This window comes from Dietzia sp. B19, assembly GCF_014145155.1.
Taxonomy (GTDB): Bacteria; Actinomycetota; Actinomycetes; order Mycobacteriales; family Mycobacteriaceae; genus Dietzia; species Dietzia natronolimnaea.
Genome location: NZ_JAALED010000491.1, coordinates 1 through 5493, shown reverse-complemented (window position 1 = coordinate 5493; position 5493 = coordinate 1). Strand labels below are relative to the sequence as shown.

Annotated in this window: 5 protein-coding genes; 3 read left to right on the top strand and 2 right to left on the bottom strand. The window is 70.3% G+C overall.

Going from position 1 to position 5493, the window contains the following annotated elements; translation table 11 throughout:
• Positions 1-422 (bottom strand): hypothetical protein (locus tag G6020_RS13495; protein ID WP_182639632.1); only part of this gene is annotated, 422 nt, incomplete at its 3' end.
• Between the two features lie 219 nt (positions 423-641).
• Here G6020_RS13495 and G6020_RS13490 point away from each other — a divergent pair.
• Complete coding sequence (locus tag G6020_RS13490; protein WP_182610969.1) at positions 642-1787, top strand: nucleotide pyrophosphatase/phosphodiesterase family protein; 1146 nt, start codon at positions 642-644, stop codon at positions 1785-1787.
• 22 nt (positions 1788-1809) lie between these two features.
• Here G6020_RS13490 and G6020_RS13485 read toward each other — a convergent pair whose 3' ends face one another.
• Positions 1810-3285 carry an NAD(P)-binding domain-containing protein gene (locus G6020_RS13485; protein WP_182610968.1) on the bottom strand — a complete coding sequence of 492 codons (1476 nt, stop codon included), beginning with the start codon at positions 3283-3285 and terminating at the stop codon, positions 1810-1812.
• 104 nt (positions 3286-3389) lie between these two features.
• On the opposite strand from G6020_RS13485, the gene G6020_RS13480 reads away from it, so the two are divergent.
• Positions 3390-4571 carry a zinc-dependent alcohol dehydrogenase gene (locus G6020_RS13480; protein ID WP_182610967.1) on the top strand — a complete coding sequence of 394 codons (1182 nt, stop codon included), beginning with the start codon at positions 3390-3392 and terminating at the stop codon, positions 4569-4571.
• A gap of 40 nt (positions 4572-4611) precedes the next feature.
• Positions 4612-5349 (top strand): histidine phosphatase family protein, encoded by a 738-nt coding sequence (locus G6020_RS13475; RefSeq protein WP_179525098.1) that lies wholly within the window; start codon positions 4612-4614, stop codon positions 5347-5349.
• Positions 5350-5493: the final 144 nt, after the last annotated feature.

The following is a 5493-nucleotide window of genomic DNA, read 5'->3' as shown; positions in this document are numbered from 1 at the left end:
TCCCCGCCGATGACGGCGTCGACCGACCCCGGGACGTCCCCGCGCATCAGGAAGTCGACGGACTCCGCGACGGGCTTGACGACCATGCACACGACCCCGATGGGCGGCAGCGGGATGCCCGCCAGGTTGGCCGCCGTGCCGGCCACGGTGCCGACGCCACAGACGGCGCTGGCGACGGAACCGACCGGACCGGAGGTGTAACCGGGCAGCGAACCGGTGACGGAGGCCGGAAGCAGGTCGCCGGCGGAGCCGAGGCCGCCGCCGGTGTCCGCATCGGTGCCCGTTCCGGCGGACCCGGTGAGCGACGACGAGTCGAGGGCGCCCGACGACAGGCCGTCTGCGCTCTGGGCTGCGGCGGCGCCGGTCGAGAAGACGAGAAGTGCGGCGGCCAGCGCACCGGCGCAGGCGATGGATCTGGTCACAGTGATCTCCGAGCATGACGGGGGCGCGAGCCCCACGATGAGTTAAGGATTCTTGAGTCCATCACATATACGTCACGAGCGGGGCGGTGTTACGTCACGACCACCCCGTCGACACGTCACGACCACCACGTCGTCGCGTCACAACCTCCGCCCTGATGCCGTCCGCCCGCCCGGCGCCGGTCCGCACCGTTCGCGGGCGCGATGAGGGAGAGTGGAGCCATGACCGGGATCCCGACCACCCCCGCCGACCATTCGCTGGCAGACGTCATGCCGTCGATCGCCGCCTCGCTGGGCCTTGACCTCCGCAACCCACTGGCTCTCCCGCCCGCGCGGGATGCGGTGCTCGTCCTGGTCGACGGCCTCGGCGCCGAGCTCATCCGGCAGCACGCCGACGTCGCCCCCACCCTCTCGGCGATGACCACGCGGATGATCTCCGCGGGGTTCCCCGCCACCACGGCCACGAGTCTGACCAGCCTGGCGGTGGGAGCGCCGTGTTCCCGCCACGGGATCGTCGGGTACAGCTTCGCGCTCCCGGACGAGGGTGCAGAGACACCTACCGTCTTCAACTCGCTCCGGTGGACCACGGGGTCGGCGGAGGGGCCCTCCGCACTGGACCGGTTCCCTCCCCGTGAGGTGCAGGTGCTGCCGAGTCTGCTCGAACTGCTCACCGAGGAGGGGGTCGACGTCACCTACGTCATGCGCGAGGACTTCCGGGCATCCGGACTCACCCGCGCCGCGTTCCGGGCGGAGGGCGAGTACCGCCCGGCGATCTCACTGCAGGAGATCCGCGAGGCGATACTCGGTGTCGTCGCCGCTCCCTCGACGTCCAGACGGTTCGTCTATTCCTACTTCGGAGACCTCGATCTCATCGGGCACATCCACGGTCCGGGCTCCCCGGAGTGGATCCAGTCGTTGCGCGAGGTGGACGCCTTCGTCGCCGACCTGGCGACGGATCTGCCCCCCGACTGCGGGATGCTCGTCACCGCCGACCACGGCATGGTGGCCGCGGAGACCGTGATCGATATCGATGCCACCCCGTCGCTCCTCGCGGACGTCGAGGCGGTCGCAGGCGAGGCCCGGGTACGGCACGTGCACGCACGGGCCGGGTCGGAGTCGGCGGTGTTGGCCGCCTGGCGCGAGGAGTTGGCGGGGCACGCGCGGGTGCTGAGCCGGGAACAGGCGCTGGACGAGCAGTTGTTCGGGCCGGGCCGGGAACATGCGGACCGTCTGGGTCACGTCGTCGCGGTCGCCACCGGCGGCGTCATCCTCGCCCGCACCCACCACGAGAAGATGGAGTCGGGCCTCCTCGGTCATCACGGGGCCAATACCGCGGCAGAGCAGCACATCCCACTCATCCTGCGGTGAGCCGCCGGGACGCACCGCATTCTCAGGAGCCGAGCAGGACCGTCGTGAAGTCCTGCTCGTCGGGGTGGTCGAGCATCTCCCCCATCCGCTTCCGGTCGAAGGGCCAGAGATCGATCTCACCGCCGGCGGTCTGGTACCAGGACGTGCACCCGGTGTTCCACACCGTCGGTCCCATCGCCGCACCCACCGCGCGGGAGAACTCGGCGGTCGCCCGCTCGGTCACCTCGACCGCGTCGGGCTCGCCGAGCCGCCATCGCTCGATCCACTGCGCGATGTAACGCGAGGTGAGCTCTGCCGAGAACTGCAGTGGGATCGATCCGGTCGGCGAGTTGGGGCCGAGGACGGTGAAGAGATTGGGGAATCCCGGGATCGCGGTCATCCGGTATGCGCGCGGACCTGCGGCCCAGGCCTCATCGAGACTCAGGCCGTCGCGGCCGGTGATCCGCATGGGCCGCATGTACTCGTGGGTTCGGAAACCCGTGGCCAGCACGATCACGTCGACCTCGTGGTGGACACCGTCGCCGGTACGGATGCCGGTGGGCGTCACCTCGGAGATCGGACCCGTGACCAACTCCGCGTTGGGGGCGGTGATTGCGCGGTAGTAGGTACCCGAGACCACCTGGCGCTTGCACAGTGGTTCGTAGTCCGGGGTCAACGCCTCCCGGAGCCGACGATCGCGGACCTGCCGACGGAGACTCACGCGGGCGTAGGCCTGCACCGCGCGACGCCGCCAGGTCGGCTTGAGGACCACGTCCGCCAGGATCCCCGAGGCCCACAGGGCCGTCGCGTACATCCTCCGCTGCGATCCGGGTGACCGACGGAGCAGGGCGGTGAGCGGTGCGGGCTGCCGCACAGTCATCGGCGCCCACAGGATCCACTGCGGGGATCGGGCGAAGTGCAGAAGCCGTGACGCCTCCGGCTGCAGGGCGGACACGATCTGCACTCCCGTGGAACCGGAGCCGATCACCGCCACCCGGGACCCGCCGGTCTCCAGCCCGGGATCCCAGCGGGCGGTGTGGACGACCGGTCCGGCGAACGAGTCGAGCCCGTCGATATCGGGCACGTACGGGTGATGCAGCACCCCGGTCGCGCACACCACGAAGTCCGCGTGCAGGACCTCCCCCGCTGCCGTCGTCACCGTCCAGGTGGCGGACTCGTCGTCGTACACGGCGTCCGTCACCTCGGTCCCGAGCCGCAGCCAGGCGTTCAGACCGACCCGGTCCACCACGTCCCGGTGGTACCGCTGGATCTCCTCCCCCGATGCCCAGACGTGTGACCAGTCGGCCTTGGGGGCGAACCCGAACTGGTAGAGCTGGGAGGGAACGTCGCAGGTCAGACCCGGATAACGGTTCCAGTGCCACACCCCGCCGACGTCGGTGCCCTTCTCGCAGATCGTCACGTCGGTCAGCCCGGCCCGCATGAACGTGTGCGCGGCGGCTATCCCCGCGACCCCCGCGCCGATGATCACCACGCGGGGTTGGCGGAGATCGGTCACCACTCAGGTCTACCTCCTCGGGCGACCGGATGCGTCGACTCCCGCGGCCTCGTAGCGTCGGTGATATGCGTGAGCGCGCATGACACGACCAGCGAGAGGAGCCTGCCATGAAGGCGGTCACCTGGCACGGCAAGCGCGACGTCCGCGTGGACGAGGTACCCGATCCCAGGATCGAGGATCCCACCGACGCGATCGTCAGGATCACCAGCACGAACATCTGCGGATCCGACCTACACCTGTACGAGGTGCTCGGGCCGTTCATGAACGAGGGCGACATCCTCGGCCACGAGCCGATGGGGATCGTCGAGGAGGTGGGGTCCGGTCTCACCGACCTGAAACCCGGCGACCGCGTGGTGATGCCGTTCCAGATCTCGTGCGGCCACTGCTACATGTGTGACAAGGGCCTCAATACCCAGTGCGAGACCACCCAGGTCCGTGACCAGGGTATGGGCGCGGCACTGTTCGGGTACTCCGAGCTGTACGGCAGCGTCTCGGGCGGTCAGGCCGAGTACCTGAGGGTCCCGCAGGCCCAGAACACCACCATCCAGGTGCCGCACGAGCACACCGACGACCGGTACCTGTACCTGTCCGACGTGCTGCCGACGGCCTGGCAGGCGGTCGAGTACGCGCAGATCCCCGACGGCGGGACGGTCGTCGTCCTGGGGTTGGGACCGATCGGCGACATGGCCGCCCGGATCGCCGCCCACCGCGGGCACCGCGTCATCGGAGTGGACCCGGTCGCGGAGCGCCGGGCCCGGCAGGCGCACCGGGGTGTCGAGGTTCTCGACCCCTCCGAGCTCCCCGGTGAGCTGGGCGACGTGATCCGCGACATGACCGACGGCCGCGGGCCGGACTCCGTGATCGACGCGGTGGGGATGGAGGCACACGGGTCCCCCGTCGCCACGGCGGCCCACGCGGCCGTGGGGATGCTCCCGAAGTTCCTGGGCAAGAAGATGATGGAGCACTCGGGAGTCGACAGGCTCGCCGCGTTCTACTCCGCCATCGACATCGTGCGCCGCGGTGGGACCATCTCGCTGTCCGGCGTGTACGGCGGCGTCGCCGACCCGTTGCCGATGCTGACGATGTTCGACAAGCAGCTCACGCTCAAGATGGGGCAGGCCAACGTCAAGCGCTGGGTGCCGGACATCATGCCGCTGCTCACCGATGCCGACCCGCTGGGCGTGGACGACTTCGCCACGCACCGGCTCCCACTGTCGGACGCCCCCCACGCTTACGAGATCTTCCAGAAGAAGCAGGACGGGGCCGTGAAGATCGTCCTCACGCCGTGAGTCCGGGGACGGGCGGGATGCGGATGGGTAGGTTGCGGATATGACCGAACTGTCCCGACTCCTGCTCGTCCGCCACGGGCAGAGCGTGGGGAACATCGCCGACGACGAGGCCCGGGCCGCCGGGGCGCACCGCCTCGACCTGGACTACCGGGACGCCGACACACCCCTGTCGGATACCGGGTTCACGCAGGCGTCGGCGGTCGGCGCGTGGCTCGCCGACCTGCCGGAGGAGCACCGACCCACGGTGTGGTTGACCTCCCCGTACCGACGCGCGGCGGACACCGCCGCCGCCGCGCTGGAGGCCGCCCGCCTGGACGCCACTCTCCTCACCGACGAGCGGCTGCGCGAGCGTGACCTCGGGATCCTGGACGGATTCACCGGACACGGTATCCGTGACCGCTTCCCGGAGGAGGCGGAGCGGCGCGACCGGATCGGGAAGTTCTACTACCGGCCCCCGGGCGGTGAGAGCTGGACGGACGTGGTCCTCCGCGTGCGTTACCTGCTCACCGACCTGCGCCAGCAGTACGCCGGTGAACGGTTGTGCGTCTTCAGCCACCAGGCGGTGATCATGGGGTTCCGGGTGGCGCTGGAGCAGATGGCCGAGCAGGACATCCTCCACGTGGACCGGGCGGACCCCCTACCCAACTGCTCGGTCACCACGTACCGGCACGGCGGCGCGGCGCTGGAACTCGAGCGGTACGCCGACACCACGGCCGTGGAGCGGGCCGCGGCACCGACGACCCGCGAGGGATCCGCGGCGGACGAGGACGGCCGGTGAACGGCGGTCCGTCGGAGAAGGAGATCGTCCTGACCTCCCACCGTCTGCGGGGCTGGGCTCTTCCCGCGCCGGGCGGCGGCAAGGAGAGCCGGGGCCGGGTGCTCGTGGTGGGAGGCGGTCGCACGACCCCGGGCGGGGTGCTCC

Bases quoted from the DNA above. Each gene is read 5' to 3' on its own strand.
- G6020_RS13490 (WP_182610969.1), top strand. From the start codon at position 642: ATGACCGGGATCCCGACCACCCCCGCCGACCATTCGCTGGCAGACGTC.
- G6020_RS13475 (WP_179525098.1), top strand. From the start codon at position 4,612: ATGACCGAACTGTCCCGACTCCTGCTCGTCCGCCACGGGCAGAGCGTG.
- G6020_RS13480 (WP_182610967.1), top strand. From the start codon at position 3,390: ATGAAGGCGGTCACCTGGCACGGCAAGCGCGACGTCCGCGTGGACGAG.